24 protein-coding genes and 1 tRNA gene are annotated in these 25,654 nt (G+C 65.1%); 17 read left to right on the top strand and 8 right to left on the bottom strand.

Annotated features, from left to right (window positions below):
• Window positions 1-2: 2 nt before the first annotated feature.
• The gene (locus EIP75_RS03330) at window positions 3-320 is read right to left on the bottom strand and encodes a c-type cytochrome (RefSeq protein WP_199758477.1); all 318 of its coding nucleotides are present in this window, start codon (window positions 318-320) and stop codon (window positions 3-5) included.
• 132 nt (window positions 321-452) lie between these two features.
• Here EIP75_RS03330 and EIP75_RS03325 point away from each other — a divergent pair, with 132 nt between their 5' ends.
• Entirely contained in the window at window positions 453-716 is a 264-nt protein-coding gene (locus EIP75_RS03325) for a TIGR04438 family Trp-rich protein (protein ID WP_125241812.1), read from the top strand.
• A gap of 61 nt (window positions 717-777) precedes the next feature.
• Here the strand turns inward: EIP75_RS03325 and ilvD (EIP75_RS03320) are convergent, their stop codons facing one another.
• Window positions 778-2,478 (bottom strand): dihydroxy-acid dehydratase, encoded by a 1,701-nt coding sequence (ilvD, locus tag EIP75_RS03320; protein ID WP_125241811.1) that lies wholly within the window; start codon window positions 2,476-2,478, stop codon window positions 778-780.
• 45 nt (window positions 2,479-2,523) lie between these two features.
• Window positions 2,524-3,897 (bottom strand): chloride channel protein, encoded by a 1,374-nt coding sequence (locus tag EIP75_RS03315; RefSeq protein ID WP_125241810.1) that lies wholly within the window; start codon window positions 3,895-3,897, stop codon window positions 2,524-2,526.
• A 62-nt stretch (window positions 3,898-3,959) separates the two neighbouring features.
• On the opposite strand from EIP75_RS03315, the gene EIP75_RS03310 reads away from it, so the two are divergent.
• Together EIP75_RS03310 and ilvD (EIP75_RS03305) are read left to right on the top strand one after the other, a co-directional pair.
• Window positions 3,960-4,469: a MarR family winged helix-turn-helix transcriptional regulator gene (locus tag EIP75_RS03310; protein ID WP_125241809.1), complete on the top strand. Its 510-nt coding sequence runs from the start codon at window positions 3,960-3,962 to the stop codon at window positions 4,467-4,469.
• 317 nt (window positions 4,470-4,786) lie between these two features.
• Window positions 4,787-6,646, top strand: coding sequence for a dihydroxy-acid dehydratase (ilvD, locus tag EIP75_RS03305; protein WP_125241808.1), 1,860 nt, complete (start codon window positions 4,787-4,789; stop codon window positions 6,644-6,646).
• Window positions 6,647-7,411: 765 nt separating this feature from the next.
• Here the strand turns inward: ilvD (EIP75_RS03305) and EIP75_RS03300 are convergent.
• Entirely contained in the window at window positions 7,412-8,680 is a 1,269-nt protein-coding gene (locus tag EIP75_RS03300; RefSeq protein ID WP_125241807.1) for a putative Na+/H+ antiporter, read from the bottom strand.
• A 47-nt stretch (window positions 8,681-8,727) separates the two neighbouring features.
• On the opposite strand from EIP75_RS03300, the gene lgt reads away from it, so the two are divergent.
• The gene (gene lgt, locus EIP75_RS03295) at window positions 8,728-9,570 is read left to right on the top strand and encodes a prolipoprotein diacylglyceryl transferase (RefSeq protein ID WP_125241806.1); all 843 of its coding nucleotides are present in this window, start codon (window positions 8,728-8,730) and stop codon (window positions 9,568-9,570) included.
• A gap of 163 nt (window positions 9,571-9,733) precedes the next feature.
• Here the strand turns inward: lgt and EIP75_RS03290 are convergent, their stop codons facing one another.
• The 4 genes from EIP75_RS03290 to EIP75_RS03275 form a co-directional block, all read right to left on the bottom strand.
• Window positions 9,734-10,534, bottom strand: a complete 801-nt coding sequence (locus EIP75_RS03290; protein ID WP_199758476.1) for an ABC transporter ATP-binding protein — start codon at window positions 10,532-10,534, stop codon at window positions 9,734-9,736.
• Window positions 10,535-10,561: 27 nt separating this feature from the next.
• Window positions 10,562-11,503 (bottom strand): nitrate ABC transporter permease, encoded by a 942-nt coding sequence (gene ntrB / locus EIP75_RS03285; RefSeq protein WP_125241804.1) that lies wholly within the window; start codon window positions 11,501-11,503, stop codon window positions 10,562-10,564.
• Between the two features lie 232 nt (window positions 11,504-11,735).
• Entirely contained in the window at window positions 11,736-12,959 is a 1,224-nt protein-coding gene (locus EIP75_RS03280) for a CmpA/NrtA family ABC transporter substrate-binding protein (RefSeq protein ID WP_420797142.1), read from the bottom strand.
• A gap of 266 nt (window positions 12,960-13,225) precedes the next feature.
• On the bottom strand, window positions 13,226-13,855 hold the full coding sequence (locus tag EIP75_RS03275) for an ANTAR domain-containing response regulator (protein WP_125241802.1): 630 nt from the start codon (window positions 13,853-13,855) through the stop codon (window positions 13,226-13,228).
• Between the two features lie 55 nt (window positions 13,856-13,910).
• Here EIP75_RS03275 and tsaD point away from each other — a divergent pair, with 55 nt between their 5' ends.
• The 13 genes from tsaD (at window position 13,911) to nuoF (ending at window position 25,571) form a co-directional block, all read left to right on the top strand.
• On the top strand, window positions 13,911-15,020 hold the full coding sequence (gene tsaD, locus EIP75_RS03270; RefSeq protein WP_125241801.1) for a tRNA (adenosine(37)-N6)-threonylcarbamoyltransferase complex transferase subunit TsaD: 1,110 nt from the start codon (window positions 13,911-13,913) through the stop codon (window positions 15,018-15,020).
• 82 nt (window positions 15,021-15,102) lie between these two features.
• On the top strand, window positions 15,103-16,287 hold the full coding sequence (locus EIP75_RS03265; RefSeq protein ID WP_125241800.1) for a helix-turn-helix transcriptional regulator: 1,185 nt from the start codon (window positions 15,103-15,105) through the stop codon (window positions 16,285-16,287).
• Between the two features lie 205 nt (window positions 16,288-16,492).
• Window positions 16,493-16,762: a 30S ribosomal protein S15 gene (rpsO, locus tag EIP75_RS03260; protein WP_125241799.1), complete on the top strand. Its 270-nt coding sequence runs from the start codon at window positions 16,493-16,495 to the stop codon at window positions 16,760-16,762.
• Window positions 16,763-16,954: 192 nt separating this feature from the next.
• On the top strand, window positions 16,955-19,246 hold the full coding sequence (pnp, locus tag EIP75_RS03255; RefSeq protein WP_125241798.1) for a polyribonucleotide nucleotidyltransferase: 2,292 nt from the start codon (window positions 16,955-16,957) through the stop codon (window positions 19,244-19,246).
• Window positions 19,246-20,001: a triose-phosphate isomerase gene (gene tpiA, locus EIP75_RS03250; protein ID WP_125241797.1), complete on the top strand. Its 756-nt coding sequence runs from the start codon at window positions 19,246-19,248 to the stop codon at window positions 19,999-20,001. Before pnp ends, tpiA begins: the two co-directional genes overlap by 1 nt.
• 36 nt (window positions 20,002-20,037) lie before the next feature.
• On the top strand, window positions 20,038-20,391 hold the full coding sequence (secG, locus tag EIP75_RS03245; RefSeq protein WP_125241796.1) for a preprotein translocase subunit SecG: 354 nt from the start codon (window positions 20,038-20,040) through the stop codon (window positions 20,389-20,391).
• A 143-nt stretch (window positions 20,392-20,534) separates the two neighbouring features.
• Window positions 20,535-20,619 (top strand) — tRNA-Leu (locus EIP75_RS03240).
• Between the two features lie 265 nt (window positions 20,620-20,884).
• Window positions 20,885-21,247 carry an NADH-quinone oxidoreductase subunit A gene (locus EIP75_RS03235; RefSeq protein ID WP_125241795.1) on the top strand — a complete coding sequence of 121 codons (363 nt, stop codon included), beginning with the start codon at window positions 20,885-20,887 and terminating at the stop codon, window positions 21,245-21,247.
• Window positions 21,248-21,301: 54 nt separating this feature from the next.
• Complete coding sequence (locus tag EIP75_RS03230) at window positions 21,302-21,778, top strand: NuoB/complex I 20 kDa subunit family protein (protein ID WP_125241794.1); 477 nt, start codon at window positions 21,302-21,304, stop codon at window positions 21,776-21,778.
• A gap of 35 nt (window positions 21,779-21,813) precedes the next feature.
• On the top strand, window positions 21,814-22,425 hold the full coding sequence (locus EIP75_RS03225) for an NADH-quinone oxidoreductase subunit C (RefSeq protein WP_125241793.1): 612 nt from the start codon (window positions 21,814-21,816) through the stop codon (window positions 22,423-22,425).
• Window positions 22,426-22,427: 2 nt separating this feature from the next.
• Complete coding sequence (locus tag EIP75_RS03220; RefSeq protein ID WP_125241792.1) at window positions 22,428-23,681, top strand: NADH-quinone oxidoreductase subunit D; 1,254 nt, start codon at window positions 22,428-22,430, stop codon at window positions 23,679-23,681.
• Between the two features lie 36 nt (window positions 23,682-23,717).
• Window positions 23,718-24,203 (top strand): NADH-quinone oxidoreductase subunit NuoE, encoded by a 486-nt coding sequence (gene nuoE / locus EIP75_RS03215; protein WP_125241791.1) that lies wholly within the window; start codon window positions 23,718-23,720, stop codon window positions 24,201-24,203.
• A gap of 24 nt (window positions 24,204-24,227) precedes the next feature.
• A complete protein-coding gene (nuoF, locus tag EIP75_RS03210; RefSeq protein ID WP_125241790.1) occupies window positions 24,228-25,571 on the top strand; it encodes an NADH-quinone oxidoreductase subunit NuoF in 1,344 nt (447 codons plus the stop codon).
• Window positions 25,572-25,654 lie beyond the last annotated feature (83 nt).

The following is a 25,654-nucleotide window of genomic DNA, read 5'->3' as shown; positions in this document are numbered from 1 at the left end:
GATCACTTCAAGGTGAGGATCCACTTGACCAGTTGCTTGGCTTCGGCCTCGGAGACCTGAGGGTTGGCCGGCATGGGCATGGTGCCCCACACGCCGCCGCCGCCCTTGGTCACCTTGGTGGCGAGCTGGGCTTCGATGCCCTTCTTGCCGGCGTACTTCTTGGCGATCTCCTTGAAGGAGGGGCCGACCACCTTCTTGTCGATGTTGTGGCAGGCCAGGCAGGCTTTGCTCTGGGCCAATTGCTGGGAGGCTTGAGCGGGCAGGCTCAGGGTGGACAGCAGGGCGATACTGGCCAGCAACGGGGACAGCAACAGTCTCATCGGGGGACGTCCTTTCAGTTCTAGGGGGCTGCATTGCATGCAGACCGACTTTATAAACGTTTATCTGGGCCCCGACGGTTGACGGAGGGTGTTCAAATTGGGTTGAAACAACCCTGATTTGAGGGAGTGGGTATGTGGTTTGTTGTGATTGGCGTGGCGCTGATGGTCATGAACATCGCCGGAATCGGTCCTGTGGCCGAGTGGACCTGGAAGTGGGATGGCGATCTGTGGAAGTTCCTGCTGCCGTTCGGCCTGGCCGTGGCGTGGTGGTTCTGGGCAGATGCCAGCGGTTGGACGCAGCGCAAGGCGATGGAAAAAGTCGACGCCAAGCGGGGCGCCCGTCGAGACAAGCAGTTGGACGCCCTGGGCATGGGGCCCAAGAAGTCAAAGCGCTGACGAGTACTTGTTTTCGCCTGCCGAAAGGCCGCACCCCGTGCGGCCTTTTTCATGTGCTTCGTCAGCGATCGAACTTGTCCAGCACGGCGCCCGAGCTGGCGCTGGACGCGTTGAAAGCGAACTTGGCCAGCACGCCGCGCGTGTAGCGCGGGGCGGGGGCCTTCCATGCGGCACGGCGGCGGGCAATCTCGTCATCAGCCACATGCAGCTCCAGCACCAGCTGGTGTGAATCGATGGTGATCGAATCACCCTCCTGCACCAGCGCGATCAGGCCTCCGGCAGCGGCCTCGGGCGCCACGTGGCCCACCACCATGCCCCAGGTGCCACCCGAGAAGCGCCCGTCGGTGATCAGCCCTACGCTCTCGCCCAGGCCCTGGCCGATCAGCGCGCCGGTGGGCGCCAGCATTTCGGGCATGCCGGGGCCGCCCTTGGGGCCCAGGTAGCGCAGCACCATCACGTCGCCCGCCTGGATCTGCTTGCCCATGATCGCGGCCAGCGCGGATTGCTCATCGTCGAACACGCGGGCCGGGCCGGTCATCACCGGGTTCTTCAGGCCGGTGATCTTCGCCACGCAACCTTCTGGCGCCAGGTTGCCCTTGAGTATGGCCAGGTGGCCTTGTGCATAGACCGCATCCTTGATCGGGCGGATGACCTTCTGGTCGGCCCGTGGCTCGTCCGGCACATCGGCCAGCACCTCGGCCATGGTCTGGCCTGTGATGGTGAGGGCATCGCCATGCAGCAGGCCGGCGTTGAGCAGCAGCTTCATCACCTGGGGGATGCCGCCGGCGCGGTGCAGGTCGATGGCCAGGTACTCGCCGCTGGGCTTCAGGTCACACAGCACGGGCACCTTCTGGCGGATGCGCTCGAAGTCGTCGATGGTCCACTCGACCTCGGCCGCGTGGGCGATCGCCAGGAAGTGCAGCACCGCGTTGGTGGAGCCGCCCGTGGCCATGATCACCGCCACGGCGTTCTCGATGGCCTTCCTGGTGACGATGTCGCGCGGCTTGATGTCCTGGCGGATGGCCTCGACCAGCACACGGGCGCTCTCGCGGGTGTTGAGGGCCTTCTCGTCTTCGACATTGGCCATGGTGCTGCTGTAGGGCAGGCTGATGCCCAGGGCCTCGAAGGCCGATGACATGGTGTTGGCCGTGTACATGCCGCCGCAGGAGCCGGTGCCGGGGATGGCGCGCTTTTCGATCTGGCAGAAGTCCTCTTCGGACATCTTGCCGGCGGTGAACTGCCCCACGGCCTCGAACACACTGACGATGTTCAGGTCCTTGCCCTTGTAATGGCCAGGCAGGATGGTGCCGCCGTACACGTAGATGGCGGGTACGTTGGCGCGCAGCATGCCCATCAGTCCGCCGGGCATGTTCTTGTCGCAGCCGCCGATCACGAGCACGCCGTCCATCCACTGGCCGCCCACGCAGGTCTCCACGCAGTCGGAGATCACCTCGCGCGACACCAGCGAGTACTTCATCCCCTCGGTGCCCATGGCCATGCCATCGGAGATGGTGGGCGTGCCGAACACCTGCGGGTTGGCGCCGGCGGCCTTCAGGCCCTCGATGGCGGCGTCGGCCAGCTTCTGCAAGCCGGAGTTGCAGGGCGTGATGGTGGAGTGCCCGTTGGCCACACCCACCATGGGCTTGACGAAGTCTTCCTGCTGGTAGCCCATGCCGTAGTACATGGAGCGGTTGGGCGCGCGGGCAACGCCTTCGGTGATGTTCCTGGAACGGCGGTTCAGGCTCATGGTGTCGGGCTTCATTCGGTGGACAGCGATGGCCGCTGCGGGGAAAAAAGGGGGCTGAACCTATTGTCGGTCAGCAGGCAGGGTGGTGTCGCTGAGGGTGTCCCCGGGCGCGGTCGGGGCATGGGCTTGCTGCCTCGGGCCCAGCATGTGGTCGGCCAGTTGCGGGTAGAGCGAGGGCCCAAGCAGTCTCGACAGGCCACTGGCCAGCAGCGCGCAGGCCATCAGGCTGAGCACCATGGTGTGGCCATCCACCATTTCCATCACGATGATGAAGGCCGTGATCGGTGTCTGCGTGGCCGCGGCCAGAAAGCCCACCATGCCCAGGGCGATCAGGGCCGTGGCGGCGGGGTGCCCGGTCCAGGCGGCGACGTCGCTGCCGATGCCCGCGCCGATGGCCAGGGCCGGCGCGAAGATGCCGCCCGGTGCGCCGCTCCAGGCCGACAGCCAGGTGGCGATGAAGCGCAGCGGCACATACAGGGCCGAGGTGGTGTCCTGGCCTTCCAGCAGCAGCCGCGTGGGCTGGTAGCCGCTGCCCAGGGTGGCACCCTGGCTGGCCACGCCGATCAGGGCCACGGCAAAGCCGCAGCCGGCGGCGAAGCGCACTGGGTAGCGCTGGCGCCAACGGCTGAACCGATCACGGCCCTGGCCCGTCAGCGAGCGGATCAGCAGGCGAGAGAACAACCCGCCCAGCAGCCCGCTCAGCAGGACCACCAACAAGCCTGGCAGCAGCAGCGACCACGACAGCGAAGCCACCTGCATCACGCCGAAATACGCGTTGTTGCCATAGACGGACACCGCCATCAAGCCGGCCAGCACGATGGCCGCCATCAGCAAGCCGCTCGACCGGTGCTCAGGCCGCCGCGTGAGTTCCTCGATGGCGAACATGACGCCGCCCAAAGGAGTGTTGAACGCCGCGGCCACGCCGGCGGCCCCTCCAGCGACCATCAGCCCGTGCTCGTTGATGGCGGTGCGGTCAGGCAGCCATCGACGCGCATGGTGCATCACGCCCGCGGCCACCTGCACCGACGGGCCTTCACGCCCGACGGACAGGCCGGCCACCAGCGAGCCCGCAGTGCCCAGGATCTTGGCCAGCGACAGCTTCAGGGAGACGAAGCGCCGCCGCTCCTCCGGGGGCAGTCCGGGCTCCAGCGCCGCCAGTACCTGGGGTATGCCGGATCCAGCTGCACTGGGGCACCAGCGCCTGACAGCCCACACGACGAACGCCGTGCAGGCCGGCGTCCACAGCAGAGGGCTCCACCAGGCGCGCGTCTGCATCGCGTAGAACACCTCCAGTGCCAGCTCACCCAGCCAGGTCAGGGCGACCACGCTCAGGCCCGACAGGGCCGCGAACAGCAGTACCACCGCGCGGGCGGCCCAGCGGCGCCAGTCGTACAGCTCCTCGCGCAGCGCGTCTGCAATAGGGCGTTCACGCATGTTCATGGCTCCCCGAGCGAGGGCAGTTCCGGCACAATCGCCCCACCCACGAGCGCCCCAACATGACACCCCTTGACGCCGCCACGCCAGAGCAGGGCCCGCATGAGCCCATCAAACCTTCTGCCACACGCGTGCTGCGGCAGTTTCGGGTGGTCTTCAACGCGGTCAAGACCCACTTCCAGCAGGTCGAGAAGCAGGCGGGCATCGGCGGCGCCCAGGTCTGGGCGTTGAGTGTGGTGCAGGCCCATCCCGGCATCGGGGTCGGAGAGCTGGCCAAGGCCATGGACATCCACCAGTCCACTGCCAGCAACCTGGTCAAGGCCCTGGTGTCGCGGCAATTGCTGGCCACCAGCCGTGATGTGCAGGACCGCCGTGCCGTGTGCCTGTCGGTCAGCGAGGCTGGGTTGGCCGTGCTCAATGCCGCGCCCGCGCCGTTCGCGGGTGTGCTGCCCGATGCGTTGAACACACTGGACGAGGCCACGCTGGCCCGGCTCGACAAGGATCTGGAGCGGCTCATCAAGGTCCTGGGGGGCGATGCCAACGCGGCACAGACGCCCCTGGCACCGCTGTAGTCCTGATGTTCTGGCATTGCATTTGATCAAATATAATGCCCGCGCTGACAAACGGCAAGAGTCGCCAGCGCAGCCGGAAGCGATCTTGCAGGCCCCGCCTTGGCGGGGTCTTTTTTTTGACCAGCCGCTGTTGCCAGGCGCCTGGGGGCGCCAACCGTTCCACACGGGATGAAGCACAGTCCTTGGCACGCCTTCAAGTGCGTGGGCGATAATTGCGCTCTGCCCAGAGCGTGGCTCAGAAGGCGTTCGCACCAAGGTGCGGGTGGCCTGCACCCCCGTGGCCCGCTTCACTCTGCGATATTTTTCAGCCCCCCACGATGCCCGCATACCGTTCCAAAACCTCCACCGCCGGTCGTAACATGGCTGGGGCGCGCTCCCTGTGGCGCGCCACCGGCATGAAAGATGAAGACTTCTCCAAGCCCATCATCGCGGTGGTCAACTCCTTCACCCAGTTCGTGCCCGGGCACGTGCACCTGAAGGACCTGGGCCAGCTCGTCGCGCGCGAGATCGAGGCGGCGGGCGGTGTCGCCAAGGAGTTCAACACCATCGCGGTCGATGACGGCATCGCCATGGGCCACGACGGCATGCTGTACTCGCTGCCCAGCCGCGACATCATCGCGGACTCGGTGGAGTACATGGTGAACGCGCACTGCGCCGACGCCATGGTGTGCATCTCCAACTGCGACAAGATCACCCCCGGCATGCTGATGGCTGCCATGCGGCTGAACATTCCGGTGGTGTTCGTTTCCGGCGGCCCGATGGAAGCCGGCAAGACGCGCCTGGCCAACCCCGTCACCAAGGTCATGGAGTTCAAGAAGCTCGACCTGGTGGACGCCATGGTGATGGCCGCCGACAAGTCCTACTCCGACGCCGAAGTGGCCGAGGTGGAACGCTCTGCCTGCCCGACCTGCGGATCGTGTTCGGGCATGTTCACGGCCAACTCCATGAACTGCCTGACCGAGGCGCTGGGCCTGTCGCTGCCGGGCAATGGCACCGTGGTGGCCACGCACGCCGACCGCGAGCAGCTGTTCAAGCGCGCCGGCCGCCGCATCGTCGAGCTGGCCAAGGAATACTACGAGCAGGACAACGAGCGCATCCTGCCGCGCTCAGTGGGCTTCAATGCCTTCGAGAACGCGATGACGCTGGACATCGCCATGGGCGGCTCCACCAACACCATCCTGCACCTGCTGGCCATTGCCCGCGAAGCCGAGATCGACTTCACGATGGCCGACATCGACCGCCTCTCACGCGTCGTTCCCCAGCTGTGCAAGGTGGCACCCAACACCAACAAGTACCACATCGAAGATGTGCACCGCGCAGGCGGCATCATGGCCATCCTGGGCGAGCTGGCCCGCGCCGGCAAGCTGCACACCGATGCGCCGACCGTGCATTCGCCGACGCTGGGCGATGCCCTGGCACAGTGGGACATCGCCGTCACGCAGGACGAGGCCGTGCGCCACTTCTACATGGCCGGCCCGGCGGGCATCCCCACCCAGGTGGCCTTCAGCCAGAACACGCGCTGGCCCAGCCTGGACCTGGACCGCGCCGAAGGCTGCATCCGCTCCAACGAGCATGCCTTCTCGCAGGAAGGTGGCCTGGCCGTGCTGCGCGGCAACATCGCGCTCGATGGCTGCGTGGTCAAGACCGCTGGCGTCGATGAAAGCATCCTGGTGTTCGAGGGCACGGCCCATGTCACCGAATCACAAGACGAAGCCGTTGAGAACATCCTGGCCGGCAAGGTCAAGGCTGGCGACGTGGTGATCGTGCGCTATGAAGGCCCCAAAGGGGGGCCCGGCATGCAGGAGATGCTCTATCCCACCAGCTACATCAAGTCGCAGGGCCTGGGCAAGGTCTGCGCTCTGCTGACGGATGGCCGCTTCTCGGGCGGTACCTCGGGGCTGTCCATCGGCCACTGCTCGCCGGAGGCTGCCGCGGGTGGTGCCATCGGCCTGGTGCGCAATGGAGACAAGATCCGCATCGACATCCCGCAGCGGTCGATCAATGTGCTGCTGTCCGACGCCGAGCTGGCGGATCGCCGTGCGGAGCAGGATGCCAAGGGCTGGAAGCCTGCCAAGGTGCGCCCGCGCAAGGTGTCCGCAGCATTGAAGGCTTACGCGATGCTGGTCACGTCTGCCGATACCGGGGCGGTGCGGGATCTGTCGCTGCTGGATGATTGAGCTGGTGGCAGGGTTCTAGCGCCTTGCCTATCGGGCTCTCATCTCAAGCCGCTCTTCGGAGCGGCTTTTTCTTGGTCGACGTTGGTTTGAGCATTTTGTCGTGAGAGCGCGGGGCGCAGGATGTGTGGGCATCCGGCCGAGCGCCTATGTTGTCGATCCTGCCTGCGGCAGGACTGCCTTGCGATGCTCGCGACGAGGTGGGGCCGCAGAACTCGCTACGCGGCTTCGCCACTTCGCTCAAACAGCTGCGACCAGTCAGATGAACGAAGCGCGCTGCGCGCGCCCACCTCGCCGCTGCGCTTCTCAGCGCCAACGAAGGCGCCCGGCCGGCTGCCCCCACATCCCTTCTTCGCCCCGCTGGTGGCGTGCGGAGAAGTCCGTGGCGTGCAGCCTTCTGCGCGCATGGAATGGCCGCAAGCGTTCTGTTGAAACGTCAGGCCGTGCAAGTCAAAGGACAACACCCTCCGCATGCGGCAAGCGGGGCATCTAAGGGCTGAGGGGGCCTCTGGCCGGGCGCCTTGTTGGCGTCGGAGGCGCGCAGGGAGGGAGAGGTCTGCCCCTCGCGCAGCGAGGGGATGGCGAGCATGTTTGAGCCCGCAGGGCGAGTTGCGCAGCCACCTGTCCCGTACGAGCACCGGCGAGCAGTCACGCCGAAGGCGGGCCCGCCAACATTGAAGCCCGGCCAGAGGCCTCCTCAGACCCCGCCCCGCGTTCTCACGGTAAAGCGATCAAACCGTCGCAAGCGAGAGAGCAAGCAAACAAACTTCAAAGAAGCCAGAACGCCAGCAAGGCCACCAGCGTTGGTGGCAAAGCGGCCAAAGCCAGCCCGCCCACGCTGATGGACTGGCCTTCAAACGCCCCCTTGAGGATGGACGCCCCCGCCGGATTGGGTGCATTGGCAATGATCGTCAGCCCGCCCCCAGTCACGGCCCCCGCCACCAGCGCGTACTTGAACTCATCGCTCAACCCCGGCACCAGCGATCCGAGGTAGGTCAGCGCCGCGTTGTCGGTGATGGCCGTGAGGGCGGTGGCCCCGAAGAACACGGCGTTGTGGTCCATGCTGAGCAGCAGCGGCTCCAGCCACCACTGCTGCTGGCCGCCCAGCACCACCAGCCCGCCCAGGAAAAAAGCCACCAGCAGTCCTTCCCGCAGGATCAGCCGGTCCTGGTAGCGCTCGTAAGCCGCCGTGAACCCCAAAAAGAACAGGAACAGGCCGATGAAGACGGCAGGGTAGTGGGCGAACACCACGATGCCGGTCAGGAACAACAGGTGGATCACCGTGACCGGCCAGGGCGGCAGGGTGTGCGTGTCGGGTTGCCCCAGCTCGACCTGGCCGGGCAGGGCCAGCAGCTCGCGGCGGAACATCAGCACCAGGGCCACCGTGTTGACCACCACGGCCAACAGAGCCTTGTCGCCGAAATTGAAGAACATGTAGCTCAGGTCCCAGCCCCAGGCAGCGGCCACCATCAACACCGGTGGCGCTGCATAAGGCGTGAGCGTGCCGCCGATGGACACGTTCACGAAGAGCACCCCCAGCGTGGCGTACTTGAGCCGCTCGGACACCGGGTGGGCATAGACCCGTTCACGCAGCAGAAGGGCGGCCAGCGTCATCGCCGCCGGTTCAGTGATGAACGAGCCCAGCAAAGGCACCACCGTCAGAACCACCAGCATGAAGGACATGCCGGGGGGCAGCGGCAGCCACCGTGCCAGCGTGCGCACCAGCCAGCCGGCCAGCTGAAGGATGGGTTTGCTGGCCGCGGCCACCATGATCGCGAAGACGAACAACGGCTCGGTGAAGTTGCGCGATTCCAGGTAGCTGGTCGCGGCCTGCTTGCCCTCGAGGGCGAACATGGCCAGCACCAGCACCATGGCCCAGAAGCCGAACACGACCTCGACCTCGGCCAGCAGGTGCCACAGGCCGGCGTGGCCAGGCCGGCTGTCGGCCAGGCGATCGAAGAATTTGGTCGAGAAGGTGTGCAGCAGCGCGATCGCGAACAGGGCGGCGCCGACGATCTGGATCGTGCTCGGGTTCATCCGGTCGATGCTACCAGCAGGCACCGCATGGGTTATCGTTCGCACCCATGCTGATCCACCCGCACATCGACCCCATCGCCCTCGAACTGGGGCCCCTCAAAATCCACTGGTACGGACTGACCTACCTGGTGGCCTTCGCCGGTTTCTACCTGCTGGCCACGCTGCGCGCGCGCAAGGCGCCTTATGCGCAGACAGGCTGGAACCGCCAGCAGATCGAGGACATGCTGTTCTTCGGCGTGCTGGGCGTGGTGCTGGGCGGACGCCTGGGCTACGTGCTGTTCTACAAGCCGATGCATTTCCTCAGCCACCCGGCGGAGATCTTCGCGGTGTGGCAGGGCGGCATGTCCTTCCACGGCGGCTTGCTGGGTGTGATCGGCGCCATGGCCCTGTACGCCTGGAAGACCCGCCGGCACTTCTTCGAGGTGGCCGACCTGGTGGCGCCCTGCGTGCCCGTGGGACTGGCCTCCGGCCGCATCGGCAACTTCATCAATGGCGAGTTGTGGGGCCGCCTGGCCGATCCCAGCCTGCCCTGGGCCATGGTGTTCCCGGCGGCCGGCCCCGATCCTCGCCACCCGTCACAGCTCTACCAGTTCGGCATGGAAGGCCTGCTGCTGTTCGCCTTCCTGTGGTGGTACGGCCGCAAGCCCCGCCCGCTGGGTGCCGTCGCCGCCTGGTTCCTGATCGGCTATGGGACCTTCCGCTTCATCGCCGAGTACTTCCGCGAGCCGGACGATTTCCTGGGGCTTCTGGCACTGAACATGAGCATGGGCCAGTGGCTGTGCGTGCCCATGATTGGTGCCGGCGTGCTCTTCCTGGTGCTGTCACGCCAGGGCGTGTGGCAGCGCCAGGCCGATGCATTGGCCTCCAAACAGCCCGCCGTCAGCCCATGACATAAAAAAACGCCCCCGGGTGATGAGACCCGAGGGCGGTAAAGAGGTCTGTGGAGTTTTCGCGGACCCACTGACCCCCGCTGAGGAGGACCCCGACGGTCTGGCGAACATCGGGGGCCCACGTCTAAAAAGCAAGCGGTGTGCCAGCTTTTGTGGAGCGGGGTCAGGCGGCCTGCTTGTGGCCCACGCCGTGGCGCGTGTACAGAAAGTCCAGCACCTCTTTGCGGCAGTGCATGTAGGTCGGGTCCTCGGCCAGTTCCACTCGGTTGCGCGGGCGGGCCAGGGGCACGCTCAGGATCTCGCCGATGGTGGCGGCCGGGCCGTTGGTCATCATCACGATGCGGTCCGACAGCAGCACGGCCTCGTCCACATCGTGGGTCACCATCACCACCGTGCTCTGCGTGCGGGCCACGATCTTGAGCAGTTCGTCCTGCAGGTGGGCACGGGTCAGGGCGTCCAGGGCGCCGAAGGGCTCGTCCATCAGCAGCACCTTGGGCTCCATGGCCAGTGCCCGGGCGATGCCCACGCGCTGCTTCATGCCGCCGGAGATCTCGTTAGGGCGCTTGTGCGTGGCGTGCCCCATGTTGACCAGCTCCAGCGCGTCGTTGGTGCGCTTTTTCAGCTGCTCCTTGCTTTCCTTGCCGCCGAACACGCGCTCCACCGCCAGGTGCACGTTCTGGTAGCAGGTCAGCCAGGGCAGCAATGAGTGGTTCTGGAACACCATGCCGCGCTCGGGGCCGGGCCCTGCGATCTCCTTGTTGTCGCAGATCAGGCCGCCGCTGCTGGGCATCAGCAGGCCGGCGATCAGGTTCAGCAGGGTGGACTTGCCGCAGCCCGAGTGGCCGATCAGCGCGACGAACTCGCCCTTGTCGATGCCCAGGTTGATCTCGCGCAGGGCGTGGAAGCTGCCCTTCTTGGTGTTGAACACCATCTCGGCGTTCTGGATGTCGATGAATTGGGTCATGACGATGCTCCTGAAATGGGGCCGGGGTTATTCAAAGCTGAAGCGCTTGGCGACGGCCACCAAGGCGTTTTCCAGCAGCAGGCCGACCACGCCGATCACGAAGATCGCGATGATGATGTGCTGCACGTTCAGGTTGTTCCACTCGTCCCAGACCCAGAAGCCGATGCCCACGCCGCCGGTCAGCATCTCGGCGGCCACGATCACCAGCCAGGCCGTGCCCACCGACAGGCGCACGCCGGTCAGCATGTAGGGCAGCACCGAGGGAAACAGGATCTTGGTGACGATCTTCCACTCGCTCAGGTTCAGCACCTTGGCCACGTTGAGGTAGTCCTCGGGCACGCGCTGCACGCCCACGGCGGTGTTGATGATCATCGGCCAGATCGAGCAGATGAAGATCGTCCAGATGGCGGCCGGATCGGCCGACTTGAACACCAGCAGGCCGATCGGCAGCCAGGCCAGCGGCGAGACCGGGCGCAGCAGGCTGATGATCGGATTGAGCATGCTGCTGATGACCTTGGAGCGCCCGATGATGAAACCCAGCGGGATGCCCACCAGCGCGGCCAGGCCGAAGCCCATGGCCACGCGCTTGAGCGAGAACAGGATGTTCCAGCCGATGCCCTGATCGTTCGGGCCATTGCTGTAGAAAGGATCCGAGAACAGCACGACGGCGGCCTTCCAGGTGGCGGCCGGCGTCGGGAAGGTGGCGCTGTTCATCGTCAGCAGCGCCCAGATGCCCACCAGCAGTGCAAGCCCTGCAAGCGGCGACAGCGTCTTGAGGATCAGTGCGCCCCAGTCGGTGGGTATCTTGGGTGGGGCGGCAGGCTTGGCTGCAGCCGTGGGCGCAACCGAGAGAGAGGTGAGGGCGGTGGCGGATGTCATCGGGCTGCTGGAAGACGGCGTGGCGGGCGCGCGGGAAGCCTTGTGGGCCTCGCTGGCGTCGAGGGGGCTGTGGAAGACGGCACTGACCATGGTGGACTCCTGGTGCGGGGTCAAAAGGAAGGCGAGCCAAGCGCAGGGCCTGCCCGATTCGATGTCTGCAAAAAGTCGGCCATCGGTGCCATCCATCGGGTGGATGACCTGGATCGTGTCCGGTGCCTTCGTGGGCGCCCCGGGGCCGGGTCTCAGCGGGACTCAGTGGTTCTTGAAGCGAAAACGTCGAATCGGGCAGGTTGCACAACTGGGTGATCAAGGTGCCTGCGGGTCAGGCCTTGATCTTGAAGCTGTCGGCGTACTTCTTGGGGTCCTTGCCGTCCCACACGGTGCCGTCGATCAGCTTGCTGGTCCGCATCACATCCTTCGGGATGCTCACGCCCACGGCCGTGGCGGCCTGCTTGTACAGATCGATCTGGTTGATCTGCTTGGCCACGCCCAGGTAGTCCGGGTGGTCCTTCAGCAATCCCCAGCGCTTGTGCTGGGTCAGGAACCACATGCCATCGCTCAGGTACGGGAAGTTGACCTTGCCGTCGTTGAAGAACTTCATGTGGTTGGGGTCGTCCCAGGTCTTGCCCAGGCCGTTCTGGTAGCGGCCCAGGATGCGCTGGTTGATCGCATCGACGCCGGTGTTCACGTAGGACTTGGCCGCCACGGTCTCGGCCATCTTCAGCTTGTTCTGCAGGCCGGCGTCGATCCACTTGCCGGCCTCGAGCACCGCGCTGATCACGGCGCGCGCCGTGTTGGGGTACTTCTTGGCGAACTCGGCCGTGGTGCCCAGCACCTTTTCGGGGTGGTCCTGCCAGATGTCCTGCGTGGTGACAGCCGTGATGCCGATGCCGTCCATGATGGCGCGGTGGCCCCAGGGCTCGCCCACGCAGTAGCCGTCCATGTTGCCCACACGCATGTTGGCCACCATCTGGGGCGGCGGCACGGTGATGACCTTGGCATCCTTCATCGGGTTGATGCCATAGGTGGCCAGCCAGTAGTACAGCCACATGGCGTGTGTGCCGGTGGGGAAGGTCTGCGCGAAGGTGTACTCGCGCTTGTCCTTGGCCATCACCTTGGCCAGCGAGGCGCCGTCGACTGCGCCGGCATCGGCCAGCTTCTTGGACAACGTGATCGCCTGGCCGTTGTTGTTCAGGGTCATCAGCACGGCCATGTCCTTCTTGGGGCCGCCGATGCCGAGGTGCACGCCGTAGATCAGGCCGTACAGCGAGTGCGCCATGTGCAGGTCGCCATTCACCAGCTTGTCTCGCACGCCCGCCCAGGACGCTTCCTTGGTCGGAATGATCTTGATGCCGTATTTCTTGTCGATGCCCAACACCGAGGCCATCACGACGGAGGCGCAGTCGGTCAGCGGGATGAAGCCGATCTTGACTTCTTCCAACTCAGGCTTGTCGGAGCCGGCGGCCCATACAGCTGACTGGAGTCCGGGCACAGCGCCGACGGCACTGGCGGCGGCTGCGGTTTTCAAGATGGTGCGGCGGGTCATTTTCAGATCCTGCGAGTTCATGATGGCAAGCGTTCCTGTTTTGCGAAAACAAAAAAGGTGTCTCGGTAGGCCGGCCGCGCACGCGCAGTTGACCTATCGATGACACCTTTGTCGGGAAGCTTGGTAACCCAGCATTGGGTCCCAAAGCACGCAAAGTCGCCGTTGACTTTGCTTGTCCTTGTTTATGCAATCGCTGTGCCAGCTTTCAGGTCGCCTTTTTGCGCCGATGTGGTGCAGTGCTTTGTGCACATCCCGCGCACGGCAGATCAACCCAGCAGGTCGGCAGCGTCGATCAGGCGTTGCGCCACTTCCGACAGCTTGATGCCCTTGTCCATCGCGGCCTTGCGCAGGCGCGCGTAGGCCTCCTGCTCGCTCAGGCCCTGGCGCGTCATGAGCAGGCCCTTGGCGCGGTCCACCACCTTGCGCTCTTCCAGCTGGTTCTTGGCATCGGCCAGTTCGCGGCGCAGTTTTTCTTCCTGCTCGAAGCGGGCCATGGCCACCTCGATCACCGGCTTGATGCGCTCGGACGGCACGCCCGAGGCCACATAGGCCGACACGCCAGCCGCGATGGCGCGGCGCACATGGCTGGTGTCCTCGTCATCGGAAAACATCACGATGGGACGACGCTCTTCGCGCGTGGCCATCACCACATGTTCCAGGATGTCGCGCCCCTGTGATTCGGCATCCACCACGATCATGTCGGGCTGGATCTGCGCAATCCGTTCGGGCAGGAAGCGATCGCCAGGCAAGGTGGCCACCACGTTGAAGCCCGCCTCCAGCAGGGCCATGCGCAGAATGCGGGAGCGCTCGACCTCTGCCACCTCCTCGTCGTCGGGCTCGACGGACAAGGGCACGGGCAGAACGATCACCAGCCTCAGGTCTTGCGCATTGCTCATGGGGCGGCATCATGCAACAAGTACGCCCGGCGTGGCATCCGCCTACACTGGCGGGATGTCAGTTGTTACCCACATTCCAGGCGAGCCTGCGGCCCCCCTGGCCGAGCGCCTCGTTCTGGGCATCGAATCATCCTGCGATGAAACCGGCGTGGCGTTGGTGGCGCTGCCCGCCCAGGGCCCGGCCCGCCTGCTGTCCCATGCCCTGCACAGCCAGATCGACATGCACCAGGCCTATGGCGGCGTGGTGCCTGAACTGGCCTCGCGCGACCACATCCGCCGCGTGGTGCCGCTGGCCCGCCAGGTGCTGGCCGAGGCCGGGCGTGCGCTGCCCGATGTCGACCTGATCGCGTACACCCGGGGCCCTGGCCTGGCGGGGGCGCTGCTGGTGGGGGCGGGCGTGGCCTGCGCCCTGGGCGTGGCGCTGGACAAGCCCCTGCTGGGCGTGCATCACCTGGAGGGGCATCTGCTGTCGCCTTTCCTGTCGGCGGATCCGCCGGAGTTTCCTTTCGTGGCGCTGCTGGTGTCGGGTGGGCACACCCAGCTGATGCGCGTGGACGGTGTCGGCTGCTACGAAATGCTGGGCGAGACGGTGGATGACGCTGCAGGCGAAGCCTTCGACAAGTCAGCCAAATTGATGGGCCTGCCTTACCCGGGCGGCCCGCACCTGTCCAAGCTGGCCACTGAAGGCCGCGCCGATGCGTTCGAGCTGCCCCGGCCCATGCTGCACAGCGGCAACCTGGATTTCTCTTTCGCAGGCTTGAAGACGGCCGTGCGCACGCATCTGGTGCGCCAGAACCTGCTGGACGACACCGCTGCGCTGGCCGCAGCCGAAACCCGCCCCCTGCTGGCCGATCTGGCAGCCTCAGCCCAGGCGGCCATCGTCGAGGTGCTGGTCAAGAAATCGCTGGCCGCGCTCAAGGCCACGGGGCTGAAGCGGGTGGTGGTGGCCGGCGGGGTGGGGGCCAACCGCCTGCTGCGTGAGCAGCTCGATCAGGCCTGCGCCCGGCGGGGCGTGCGCGTGCACTACCCGGAAATGCATTTGTGCACGGACAACGGCGCCATGATCGCGCTGGCCGCGGCCATGCGGCTGCAAACCGGCCTGGCCCAGCCCACGCGCGAGCCCGTGTTCGACGTCAAGCCGCGCTGGGATCTGTCGGCGGCTTGAGATAGCAGCCACAGCTGGCAATTGACTTGCGTTCTTCCCCGTTGGATCATGACCCCAAGAAAAACGGACATATGGGGGTGCGATGCAATCAGCGCGCGAGTTCGACGATCTCATGGCGTCGCTGTACGAGGCGGCATTGCAGCCATCTTTCTGGGCCGAGGCGCTGAGTAGGCTGTCGCGCTGGGTGGGCGGAGCCGATCTTTGCCATGTCCTGGGATGGGATGTACAGGATGGCAGTGCGCTGTTCCACCTGGATGTCTCCCCGATCTATGACGCGGACGCGCTGCTCGGCCATGACCACCTCTATTTCGGCACCTACCGCGCCATGGATCCCAGGATGTCGCTGCTCGAGCGCCCGTTGGCGAGAAGCGCGGTCGCGGATCATCAGTTTCTGGAGTCCGACTTCGTGTCGCGCAGCGAGTTCTATCAGGATTACCTGATGGGCATCAAAAGGGTCCGATGGTCAGCGGGCGCCCGGCTTTACCGGGATGATTTGCTGTGTTTCGACCTTGCGATCGAACGGGTGCACGATCGGCCGCCGTTCTCGCCAGCCGATCTGTCGCGGCTGGATCAGGTCATAGGACACCTGAGACGCGCTTTGCTGCTGTACTGGCGCATGGTCGAGAGGGACATGCACCATGCCTTGTCTGCCAGATGCGTGAACACCGTGGACCATGGTCTGATCGCCCTGGATTCCTTTGGCAGGATCGTGTCCATGAATGCCCGGGGCGAGGCCATGTTGCGCAATGGTCGCTACGTGCTGCAGAAGGAGGGCCTTCTCTTGGCAGCCTCCGCGGTGGAATCGCGTGGCTTGAGAGCCGCGTTCGATCAGGTGGTGCATGCAGAGGTGGCGTCGAGCCTTCGGCTCTTCGGCTTGCGCTCGAAGGCTGACGATGACCAGGGTTCATGCGCCGTCATGCTGGTGCGCGCGCCGGTTGCCAGGCCTGCGACAAAGGCGGGCTCCTGGTTCTCCTCCTGCGCCCACGTCATCTGTCTCCTGTCCTGCCAATCCGATGAGCGCTCTCCGAATGCCTATCAGCTCATGGACCTTTTCGGATTGACCGCGGGCGAAGGTCGGGTCGCGCGCCTGCTGGCTCGGGGATTGACCGCAGAGGAGTGCGCGCATGAACTGGGCTTGAGCGTCAACACGCTGCGCACCCACATCAAGGCTGTGGTTCAGAAGTCGGGTGCCCGCAGTCTCGCGGATCTGTACCGTTGCTTGGCGAGGCTTCCATCCGCGAGATACCCCCAGGACCACCGCCGGTAGGTGTTGCAGCCGCAGGTTGCGGCGGGTGCAGTCAGGGAAGTTTCTGCTATACTGGTGAGCTTGCCGTACCGCAATGTGCGGCATTTCGCACGGCCCGGGTCGGTTTCACCTGGCGCCGCAAGTTCAACGCGGAAACCGAAGCAGTTGCTTGGATGACCCCAAGCCCAACTGCCAAGGCTCTGCACATGCTGTTAGGAAACACACCATGTCCGTCGCCGACCTCAACAAGGCCGAGATCGTCAAGTCGAACGCCCGTGCCGCCAACGACACCGGCTCCCCCGAAGTGCAAGTGGCCCTGCTGACCGCTCGCATCAACGAACTGACCCCGCACTTCAAGACCCACAAGAAGGACCACCACGGTCGTCGCGGTCTGCTGCGCATGGTCAGCCGTCGCCGCAAGCTGCTCGACTACCTCAAGTCCAAGGACGCCAGCCGCTACGTGGCCCTGATCCAGAAGCTGGGCCTGCGCAAGTAAGCACCGCATGACGACAAAAAGCCTGTCTGGTTTCGACCCAGCACAGGCTTTTTGTTTTTCAACGCCAGCCACTCGATTCGAGCGATCGCTGTGTCATTCCAACAGGCTCTCGGCTTTCAAGGCCGGCCAAGGCCCTGCTGGAATGGCATCGCGACAGAGTGAACGGCACCTCACCACACGGAGAACACTTCCATGAGCTTGTTCAACAAAGTCACCAAATCCTTCCAATGGGGCGATCGCACCGTCGTGATGGAAACGGGCGAAATCGCCCGTCAAGCCTCCGGCGCCGTCGTCGTTGACATCGAAGGCACCGTCGTGCTGGCCACCGTGGTGGCCGCCAAGAACGCCAAGCCCGGCCAGGATTTCTTCCCCCTGACCGTCGACTACATCGAGAAAACCTACGCCGCCGGCAAGATCCCCGGCAGCTTCTTCAAGCGCGAAGCCAAGCCCAGCGAGCACGAGACACTCACCTCGCGCCTGATCGACCGCCCCATCCGCCCGCTGTTCCCTGAAGGCTTCTTCAACGAAGTGCAGCTGGTCATCCATGTGGTGTCGCTGAACCCCGAGGTCTCGTCCGACATCGCCGCCATGATCGCCTCCAGCGCTGCGCTGTCGATCTCCGGCATCCCCTTCAACGGCCCCATCGGTGCCGCCCGCGTGGGCTACATCAATGGCGAGTACGTGCTGAACCCGGGCCCGGCCCAGATCGCCGAGTCCAAGATGGACCTGATCGTCGCCGGCACCGAAACCGCCGTGCTGATGGTCGAATCCGAAGCCGACCAGCTGTCGGAAGACGTGATGCTGGGTGGTGTGGTCTACGGCCACGACCAGGGCAAGATCGCCATCGCCGCCATCCATGAACTGGTGCGCGACGCCGGCAAGCCCGAATGGCAGTGGGAAGCCCCCGCCAAGGACGAAGACTTCATCGGCAAGGTCAATGCCCTGGCCGAAGAAAAGCTGCGCGCCGCCTACCAGATCCGCTCCAAGCAGGCCCGCACGCAAGCCACCCGCGCCGCCTACGCTGAAGTCAAGGCCGCCCTGACGGCCGAAGGCATCGTGTTCGACGGCGTCAAGGTCGAAGGCCTGCTGTTCGACATCGAAGCCAAGATCGTTCGCAGCCAGATCCTGGCCGGCGAGCCCCGCATCGACGGCCGCGACACCCGCACCGTGCGCCCCATCGAGATCCGCACCGGCGTGCTGCCGCGCGTGCACGGCTCGGCCCTGTTCACCCGTGGTGAAACCCAGGCCCTGGTCGTCGCCACGCTGGGCACCGAGCAAGACTCGCAGCGCATCGACGCCCTGACCGGCGACTACCGCGACACCTTCCTGTTCCACTACAACATGCCTCCGTTCGCCACTGGCGAAACGGGTCGCGTGGGCACCCCCAAGCGCCGCGAGATCGGCCACGGCCGCCTGGCCAAGCGCTCGCTGGTGCCTCTGCTGCCCCCGAAGGACGAGTTCGCCTACACCGTGCGCGTGGTCTCCGAGATCACCGAATCCAACGGTTCGTCGTCGATGGCTTCGGTCTGCGGCGGCTGTCTGGCGCTGATGGACGCCGGCGTGCCCATGAAGGCGCACGTGGCCGGCATCGCCATGGGCCTGATCAAGGACGGCAACAAGTTCGCCGTGCTGACCGACATCCTGGGCGATGAAGATCACCTGGGCGACATGGACTTCAAGGTGGCCGGCACCACCGGCGGCATCACCGCCCTGCAGATGGACATCAAGATCCAGGGCATCACCAAGGAAATCATGCAGGTGGCGCTGGCGCAAGCCAAGGAAGCCCGCCTGCACATCCTGGGCAAGATGGTCGAAGCCATGGGCACGGCCAACACCGAGGTGTCCGAGTTCGCTCCGCGCCTGTACACCATCAAGATCAACCCCGAGAAGATCCGTGACGTGATCGGCAAGGGCGGCGCCACCATCCGTGGCCTGACCGAAGAGACCGGCTGCCAGATCAACATCGGCGAAGACGGCACCGTCACCATCGCCTCCACCGATGCTGCCAAGGCCGACATCGCCATCAAGCGCATCAGCGAGATCACGGCCGAGGTCGAGATCGGTGCCATCTACGAAGGCGCGGTCACCAAGCTGTTCGACTTCGGTGCCCTGGTGAACCTGCTGCCCGGCAAGGATGGCCTGCTGCACATCAGCCAGATCGCCCACGAGCGCGTCGAGAAGGTCTCCGACTACCTGCAAGAAGGCCAGGTCGTCAAGGTCAAGGTCCTCGAGACCGACGAGAAGGGCCGCATCAAGCTGTCCATGAAGGCGCTGACCGAGCGTCCCGAAGGCCTGCCCGAGCCCCGCTTCGAGCGCGGCGACCGTCCTGATCGCGGTGACCGTGGCGACCGCGGTGGCCGTGGCGACCGCGGCGATCGCGGCGGTGACCGTGGTGAGCGCCGTGACCGTGCGCCCCGTGCCGAGCAGCAAGCTGCCGACCAGGGTGGCGATGCGGGCGACCAACAACAGCAGCAGCAACAGTGATGTCGGGCGCCAAGAAACTGGTCGTCGGCAACTGGAAGCTGCAGGGCAGCCGTTCGGCCAACGCCGAGCTGCTGCAGGGGCTGCTGGCGGCCGACCTGTCTGCATCGGCGCCCCGCGCCGACGTGGCGGTCTGCCCGCCGTTCGTCTACCTGGCTGAAGTGGTGTCGGCCCTGCAGGGCAGCGCCATCGCGGTCGGCTCGCAGGATGTGTCCGCGCAGGGGCAGGGCGCCTTCACGGGTGAGGTGTCTGCCGCCATGGTGCGCGAGCTGGGTGCTCGCTACGCCATCGTCGGCCACTCCGAGCGCCGCAGCTACCACGGCGAGAGCGACCAGCTCGTGGCCGACAAGGCCAAGGCGGCCCTGTCACACGGCCTGGTGCCCATCGTCTGTGTGGGCGAAACCCTGGCCGAGCGCGAGTCCGGCGAGACCGAGGCTGTCGTGGGGCGTCAGCTCCAGGCCGTGATCGACACCCTGGGTGCCGATCTGGCCCGGGTGGTGGTGGCCTATGAGCCCGTCTGGGCCATCGGCACCGGCAAGACCGCTTCGCCCGAGCAGGCTCAGGCCGTGCACGCGTTCCTGCGTGCGCGCCTGACGGCTGCCCAGGCCGATGCCGCCCGCGTGCCCCTGTTGTATGGCGGCAGCGTCAAGCCCGACAACGCCGCTGAATTGTTCGCCCAATCGGACATCGACGGTGGCCTGATCGGCGGCGCATCTCTCAAGGCTGCGGATTTCGCGGCCATCGCGCGGGCCGCCTGACGCCCGCGTGTCTCGAAGGTTGAGGAGTTTTCTTTCATGCAGATGTTACTTATCCTGGTGCAGATCGCGTCCGCGTTCACCATGATCGTGCTGGTGCTGGTGCAGCACGGCAAGGGTGCCGACATGGGTGCTTCCTTCGGCAGTGGCGCCTCCGGCAGCCTGTTCGGGGCCACCGGCAGCGCCAACTTCCTGTCGCGCTCCACGGCTGTGGCGGCCACGGTGTTCTTCGTGAGCACCCTGGCGCTGGCGTATGTGGGCAGCAAGGGCGGCATGGTCGCACCGCAAGGCAGCGTGCTCGATCAGGCGGCCAGCGCACCGGCTTCGGCTGCGGTGGTGCCTTCGGCGCCGGCGATCCCGGCCTCGGGCGCGGCACTGATCCCTAGCAAATGATCGTGAACCGGAGGGCAATGCCTGAGCAAATCAGGCAGCGCCCTCTGGGGTAACCCGCGAAAACGGGTTACAATGAGAGGCTTCGGTGAGCAACACCTCACGCAGGCCGAAGCAGTGATAAAACCGGTCTTCGGGCAGGTTTTGCCGACGTGGTGAAATTGGTAGACACGCTATCTTGAGGGGGTAGTGGCGAAAGCTGTGCGAGTTCGAGTCTCGCCGTCGGCACCAGAGAATTCAACAGAGTCTTCGTGCCCTCACACATGATCAGCCCGTTTTGCATGAACCAGGTTGATCAGGGGCAGGCAAGTGTCCGCTTCCGGTCTGGCAGTGGTTTTGTCGCAGTCGTGATGGGTGGTACGCAAGACTCAAGCGGGCGCGTTGAGGGTTTGGCAAGAACGGTCACGTTCGATCGCTAGGCTCACAGCGCGCTTTTTTGTTGTGCGGTTTTTGTTGTCCGGTTTGATGACCATCAAGCAGCAAAGGGATCTGATCCATGTTCAGCCTTGAGCAATACCTTCCTGTCATCCTGTTCATCCTCGTCGGCGTGGGTGTGGGTGTGGCCCCACAGTTGCTCGGTTTCCTGATGGGCCCCCGCCGCCCGGATCCGGCCAAGAATTCGCCGTACGAGTGCGGCTTCGAGGCCTTCGAGGATGCGCGCATGAAGTTCGACGTGCGTTACTACCTCGTCGCCATCCTGTTCATCCTGTTCGACCTCGAAATCGCCTTCCTGTTCCCCTGGGCCGTCGCGCTGCGGGAAATCGGCGCCGTGGGCTTCTGGACCATCATGCTGTTCCTGGGCATCCTGGTGGTGGGCTTCGTCTACGAATGGAAGAAGGGCGCCCTGGATTGGGAGTGATCTCCCGTTCAGGAACCGTTGTCGTCGAGCATCAGCATTCAAGGTAGCTTCATCATGGGTATCGAAGGCGTCTTCAAGGAAGGCTTCATCACCACCACGGCCGACACGCTCATCAACTGGTCCAAGACCGGTTCGATGTGGCCCATGACCTTCGGTCTGGCATGTTGCGCGGTCGAGATGATGCACGCGGGTGCCGCCCGCTACGACATTGACCGTTTCGGCATGTTGTTCCGTCCCAGCCCCCGCCAGTCCGACCTGATGATCGTGGCCGGCACCCTGTGCAACAAGATGGCGCCGGCCCTTCGCAAGGTGTACGACCAGATGGCAGAGCCCCGCTGGGTGCTGTCCATGGGCTCGTGCGCCAACGGCGGCGGCTACTACCACTACAGCTATTCGGTCGTGCGTGGCTGCGACCGCATCGTCCCGGTCGATGTGTACGTGCCGGGCTGTCCGCCCACGGCCGAGGCCTTGCTCTACGGCATCTTGCAGCTGCAAGCCAAGGTCCGACGAGAAAACACCATCGCCCGCTGAGCCCGCAACGCCCGTTCAAGCCCTAAGTCCCCACCATGAGCCTGAAACTCGACACCCTTGAAGCCGCGCTGCACAGCGTGCTCGGCGACGCCGTGGCCCGCCTTGAGCGGGTGCGCGGCGAGCTGACCCTGACCGTCAAGGCGGCCGATTACCTGCAGGTGGCCACCACGCTGCGTGACCACGCCCAACTGCGCTTCGAGCTCCTGATCGACCTGTGCGGCATGGACTATTCGGCCTACCGAGACGGCGCCGAATCGCAGTTCATCGACGGCCCGCGCTACGCCGCCGTGCTGCACCTGCTGTCGGTCGAGAAGAACTGGCGCCTGCGCGTGCGCGTGTTCGCCCCCGACGACGAGCTGCCCATCGTGGCCTCCGTCAACCCCGTCTGGAACGCTGCCAACTGGTTCGAGCGCGAAGCCTTCGACCTGTACGGCATCGTGTTCGAAGGCCACGAAGACCTGCGCCGCATCCTGACCGACTACGGCTTCATCGGCCACCCCTTCCGCAAGGACTTCCCGGTCTCGGGCCACGTCGAGATGCGCTACGACGCCGAGCAAAAGCGCGTGATCTACCAGCCGGTCTCGATCGAGCCGCGCGAGATCACCCCGCGCATCATCCGTGAAGACAACTACGGTGGCTTGAAGTAATCATGGCTGACATCAAGAACTACACCCTGAACTTCGGTCCGCAACACCCGGCCGCACACGGCGTGCTGCGCCTGGTGCTCGAGCTGGACGGCGAAGTCATCCAGCGCGCCGACCCGCACATCGGCCTGCTGCATCGGGCCACCGAGAAGCTGGCCGAATCCAAGACCTTCATCCAGTCGCTGCCCTACATGGACCGCCTGGACTACGTCTCGATGATGTCCAACGAGCACGCGTACTGCCTGGCCATCGAGAAGCTGATGGGCATCGAGGTGCCGCTGCGGGCCCAGTACATCCGCGTGATGTTCTCCGAGATCACCCGCGTGCTGAACCACCTGATGTGGCTGGGCGCGCACGGTCTGGACTGCGGTGCGATGAACATCTTCATCTACTGCTTCCGCGAGCGCGAAGACCTGTTCGACCTGTACGAGGCCGTGTCGGGTGCGCGCATGCACGCGGCCTACTTCCGTCCGGGCGGCGTCTACCGCGACCTGCCGGACACGATGCCGCAGTACAAGGTCAGCAAGATCAAGAACCAGCGCGCCATCAACGACCTGAACAAGAACCGCCAGGGCACGCTGCTGGATTTCGTCGACGACTTCACCCAGCGCTTCCCGCGCCTGGTCGATGAGTACGAGACCCTGCTGACCGACAACCGCATCTGGAAGCAGCGCACCGTCGGCATCGGCGTGATGACCCCCGAGCGCGCCATGAACATGGGCCTGACGGGCGCCATGCTGCGCGGCTCCGGCATCGCCTGGGACCTGCGCAAGACGCAGCCCTACGAGGTCTACGACCGCCTGGATTTCGACATCCCCATCGGCAAGAACGGCGACTGCTACGACCGTTACCTGGTGCGCGTCGAAGAGCTGCGCCAGTCCAACCGCATCATCAAGCAGTGCGTGGACTGGCTCAAGGCCAACCCGGGCCCGGTCATCACCGACAACCACAAGGTGGCACCGCCTTCGCGCGTCGAGATGAAGTCCTCGATGGAGCAGCTGATCCACCACTTCAAGCTGTTCACCGAAGGCTTCCACGTGCCTGAGGGCGAAGCCTACGCCGCCGTCGAACACCCCAAGGGCGAGTTCGGCATCTATCTCGTCAGCGACGGGGCCAACAAGCCCTATCGCCTCAAGATCCGCGCCCCCGGTTTCGCGCATCTGGCCGCCCTCGACGAAATGTCGCGCGGCCACATGCTGGCAGACGCCGTGGCCATCATCGGCACGATGGACATCGTGTTCGGAGAGATCGATCGATAGTCAACCCTGGCATCAACCAGCGAGACAGACTCCCCTATGTTGAGCGAACAAACCAAAGCGCGTTTCGACCGCGAAATCGCCAAGTACCCGGCCGACCAGCGCCAGTCCGCCGTCATGGCGTGCCTGACGATCATCCAGGAAGAGCGCGGCTGGGTGTCACCCGAAAGCGAGCAGGAGATTGCCGAGCACATCGGCATGCCCGCCATCGCCGTGCACGAGGTGACGACCTTCTACAACATGTACAACCAGCAGCCTGTGGGCCGCTTCAAGGTCAACGTCTGCACCAACCTGCCGTGCCAGCTGCGTGACGGCGCCAAGGCGCTGGAGCACCTGTGCCACAAGCTGGGCATCGAGGCTGGCGGCACCACGGCCGATGGCCTGTTCACCGTGCAGCACGGCGAGTGCATGGGCGCCTGCGCCGACGCCCCCGTGATGCTGGTCAACGACCTGCAGATGGTGAGCTTCATGAGCGAGGAGCGGATCGACGATCTGGTCGACACGCTCAAGTCGCAGGCCCGTTGAACGCCAGGCCAAGGACACACCGACATGCTTGACCTTTCCAAATTCCAGTCGACCGGCCAGGAAACCGTGTTCCACGGTCGCCACATCAGCCCCCAGATCTATGCCGACCTGAACGGCAGCAACTGGGGCCTGCAGGATTACCAGGCGCGCGGCGGCTACCAGGCCTTGCGCAAGATCCTGGGCCTGGACGGCGGCGAGGGCATGACGCCCGAGCAGGTGATCGCCGACGTGAAGCTCTCGGCCCTGCGTGGCCGTGGCGGCGCCGGTTTCCCCACCGGCCTGAAGTGGAGCTTCATGCCCCGCGCCTTCCCGGGCCAGAAGTACCTGGTCTGCAACTCCGACGAAGGCGAGCCGGGCACGTGCAAGGACCGCGAGATCCTGATGTACAACCCGCACATCGTGATCGAGGGCATGGCCATTGCCGCGTACGCGATGGGCATCAGCGTGGGCTACAACTACATCCACGGCGAGATCTTCGAGGTGTACAAGCGCTTCGAGGCCGCCCTGGAAGAGGCCCGTGCCGCAGGCTTCCTGGGCAACAACATCATGGGCAGCAACTTCAGCTTCCAGCTGCATGGGCACCATGGTTTCGGCGCCTACATCTGCGGTGAAGAAACCGCGCTGCTCGAATCGCTCGAAGGCAAGAAGGGCCAGCCCCGCTTCAAGCCGCCGTTCCCGGCCAGCTTCGGCCTGTACGGCAAGCCCACCACCATCAACAACACCGAAACGTTTGCCGCGGTGCCCTGGATCATCCGCAACGGCGGCCAGGCCTTCCTCGATGTGGGCAAGCCCAACAACGGCGGTACCAAGCTGTACTCGGTCAGTGGTGACGTCGAGCGCCCCGGCAACTACGAGATCCCGATGGGCACGCCGTTCTCGACGCTGCTCGAGCTGTGCGGTGGCGTGCGTGGCGGCAAGAAGCTCAAGGCCGTGATCCCCGGTGGATCGTCGTCGCCCGTGCTGCCTGCCCACATCATGATGGACTGCACGATGGACTATGACTCCATCGCCAAGGCCGGCTCCATGCTGGGTTCGGGCGCGCTGATCGTGATGGACGAGACCCGCTGCATGGTCAAGAGCCTGCAGCGCCTGTCGTACTTCTACATGCACGAAAGCTGTGGCCAGTGCACGCCCTGCCGCGAAGGCACGGGCTGGCTGTGGCGCATGGTCGACCGCATCGAGACGGGCCACGGCCGCGTCGAGGACATCGACCTGCTGAACTCCGTCGCCGACAACATCCAGGGGCGCACCATCTGCGCCCTGGGCGATGCCGCCGCCATGCCGGTGCGCGCATTCATCAAGCACTACCGCGATGAATTCCTGCACCACATCGAACACAAGACCTGCACGGTCCCGACCTATGTCTAAGTGCCCCCACGCTCCTTTGTCGCTGCCCCCCGAGTGGGCTGGGCTTGCTTGGGGCGGCCCGGCGCAAGCCCGTACTGGTGAGT

It is taken from the genome of Aquabacterium soli (genome assembly GCF_003933735.1).
GTDB lineage: Bacteria > Pseudomonadota > Gammaproteobacteria > Burkholderiales > Burkholderiaceae_C > Aquabacterium > Aquabacterium soli.
Note: the sequence above shows the minus strand (reverse complement) of the source record. Positions and strands in the feature narration are given on the sequence as shown.